The following is a 2,892-nucleotide window of genomic DNA, read 5'->3' on the forward strand; positions in this document are numbered from 1 at the left end:
CGCGCGGTCTGCTCCGCAGACACGACGCGGCGGCGCTACGCGCCGCTTCCACCGGAGCGCTTCGCGCTCCGGGTTGCCGGGCCACTCCGTGGCCCTGGGTCACATCAGGCGCTCCGCGCCCGATGTGACGATCCGCTTGCGCGGATCGGTCGCAGCCGCTCCGCGCCTGCTCAGAGGCCCGCTACGCGGGCGGCTGGCTACAGGGAAGGGGGGGCTCGGGCGGATGCGGTCTGGCGCACCGTAACATGACGATCCGTCATAAATCTGGCCCGGGTTCCCGCCTCTCCCTTTCTGTGCGTCAAAACCTGGACCCGGATAGCTTCTCATCTCAGACCGCACCCCCAGGGCCACCCCGACGTTCCATCAAAGAACCAAACCGCCGAATTCACCTACCCTTAGAAATTGAGGGTAAATCAATTCTAAAAGCCCACTCTCGCAAAACCTTTGGGCTCGAAAAATATCTACTCCGAGTGTGCATCAAAATCCGGCCCGGATTTTTTCTCAACTCACTGCGGTTCCCCTCTTCTTTCTCTCTTTCGGTGAGGAGAAAGAGCCCGCTGAGCCACGGGTCCGAGGGGCTCTGAAACGGGCGGCTTTTCTCCTGGCTCGCCAAGTCGCGAGGGAATCCGCCAGCCCTCTCCGGCGTCGGCCCCGTGCTCCTGGTCGTGCTCGTCGGCGGGCCCGCGCCGCACCGTCGGGCCGCCTGGCGATCCGGGTCCAGCGGAACAGCTGCCGGTCGTCGCGCGCGGCCCCGCCGTCGCGCGGGAAGGAGGTGGTGCCGCCCGATCCCCCGAGGCGCTCCCCGCCGCCCTGCCCTTCCCGCTTTTTCCGAGGGCGAGAGGGGCGGCAGGGGTGCTCAGAGGGGGATATCAGGGCCCCGACCAGGGCCGTGGGGCACGGTGAGCTGCGGGAATGTCGGGCAGGCGCGCCGGGGACGGAAAGAGATCGCGCGCGAGATGACGCAAGGGATGCTGCAAGGCTTGGTGCAAGGGATCCGCGGGCCGGGGCGCGGCCAGGAGGTCAGCGGCTCGCCTCGGGGGGTGTGCGGTGGGCCTGCATGGCGTCCAGGGCTCGAAGGGTCTCCCGGGCTGCGGCCCGTGCCTCCCCCTTGGCGTGAGCCTCGGCGGCCACGGCCCGCTCGTACGCCGCCCGCAGAACGAGCGCCGCGGGCGGCCGCCCTTGCGGAGTGTGCCGCCGCGCGTCCCGCCAGGCCCTGAACCGATCCGTGCCGTCCGCTGCTTCCTGGCGGGCGCCGGCCGTGCGGGGCCGGGGCGGGCCCGGCAGCGGATCGCGTACTGCGGCTCGCGCGGCCACCGTGCACCTGGGCACCGGCTCCAGGGCAGTGGCCAGCGGGTCGCCGTGCTGCGCGGCCGCCGCGATCAGGATGTCGACCGCGTCCAGCGCGGACAGCACCCCCATCGGCGTCCAGCCGTCGCGCGCCCCCGCGTCCAGGACGTCGGCCAGCAGGTCCGTCATCCGGTCGAGCAGGTCGGGAAGGGGAGGCGGCGAGGAGTGCGGCAAGCGATATCGACTGGCCCGACCATGGCCTGACCTGCGGTGGTCGGGGTCGTGGTCGGGCCTGCGCTGGTCCGTGGTCGGGCCTGTGATCGGAGCCCACTCCCCCGCCTGGAGGCGCGGTCCGCCCTTCTGAGCCCCTGACACATGCCGCCCCAGACCCGGGGGCCCGGGGCGACTGAAAGGTTCTCAGGAGGAAGTGCGGGCGTCAGGCTGCGTCGCGGAGGCAGATGCGGCAGCCGATGCCCATCTTCACTTTGGAGTACCGGACGCGGCTGATGGAGCTGCAGGTGGTGCACACGGCTGTCCACGGGGCCATCTGTCCGGGGAAGGGGTCGAGTGGCTTGAGTCCTGCTTGTAGCATGAAGGAGAAGGCCTCTGACGGCGTCACTTTGCGGCGCGGGTGCCCGGGGGCTGGTGCCGGGGCGGGCCTGGGGGCTCGTCGTTCGTCGCGCTTGGCCCGCTGCCAGGCTTTGACCCAGCCGGGGAAGGATGCCTCCGGTACCTCGCAGGCGATCAGGTAGGCGTGCATCTGGCGTACTGAGGTGACGGGCTGTTTTCGTTCCCGGATGCGCCAGGCGGACATCCGCGAGAGCGGTGCGAATTCCTTGGATCGGGCTTCTGCTCTCTCTTCCATCTGTCGGGACGTGGGCTCGCCGTTTTCTTCCCAGACGCGTCTCAGCGCTGCCGCGAGGTCGGCCGAGGTGCGTACGAGGTTCAGGCGGGGCGCGTCGGTCATGCGGTGGCCTCTGCCCAACCGGGATGCCTTCTTCCACAGGATCTCGATGTCGTCGGCGCCTATGCCGCAGGCTTCCGCTATTTCCCGGGCCACCAGCAGCGTGGGCCTCACCTCGCCTGCTTCAGCACGCTGGATCGTGGTGAGCGAGCGGTTGATCCTGCTGGCGAGTTCCCGGCGCGTCAGGCCGCGCCGGGAACGGGCTTCGCGCAGCTCGCGGGCGAGTCGGCCGACGCCGTTGTTGGGATCGTCGATCGGCGCCATCGGGCGCCCCCGTCGAGCCGGCACTGTGTTACCCCTGGGCCGGGGCCAGCAGGACGCGTCCCGCCCTGCGGATCACCGCGGCAGGCAGGCCGGTCCGGGTGCAGCGGATCAGCAGTACGCCGAGCAGCCCGGAGCTGCCGAGCACGGTGACCGCCTCCCGCAGCGGGATGTCGCGGGTGGTCGCGAGCATCGCCATCACGATGATCACGATGATGACGGCGCTTTCTCCCGAGCCGAGCCGGGGACGGATGCCGGCGGCACACGCCACTGCAGATCGGTGGAAGGACATGGAAGCCCCTTTCTGACTCACGCCGGTGCGGCGTGTACGAACTTTGGTAACTGGCTCCAACCAGGACCGCGGGCGGTTGGCTCCGCCG

Annotated in this window: 3 protein-coding genes; all 3 read right to left on the reverse strand. The window is 70.1% G+C overall.

Going from position 1 to position 2,892, the window contains the following annotated elements; all coding sequences use genetic code 11:
• Nucleotides 1–1,020: 1,020 nt before the first annotated feature.
• Nucleotides 1,021–1,476, reverse strand: coding sequence for a hypothetical protein (locus ACWCXX_RS41105; RefSeq protein WP_451136401.1), 456 nt, complete (start codon nucleotides 1,474–1,476; stop codon nucleotides 1,021–1,023).
• Between the two features lie 247 nt (nucleotides 1,477–1,723).
• Nucleotides 1,724–2,515, reverse strand: a complete 792-nt coding sequence (locus ACWCXX_RS41110; RefSeq protein ID WP_451136403.1) for a helix-turn-helix domain-containing protein — start codon at nucleotides 2,513–2,515, stop codon at nucleotides 1,724–1,726.
• Nucleotides 2,516–2,543: 28 nt separating this feature from the next.
• On the reverse strand, nucleotides 2,544–2,804 hold the full coding sequence (locus ACWCXX_RS41115) for a hypothetical protein (RefSeq protein WP_451136405.1): 261 nt from the start codon (nucleotides 2,802–2,804) through the stop codon (nucleotides 2,544–2,546).
• Between the last annotated feature and the right edge of the window lie 88 nt (nucleotides 2,805–2,892).

This window comes from Streptomyces sp. NPDC001732 (genome assembly GCF_053596315.1).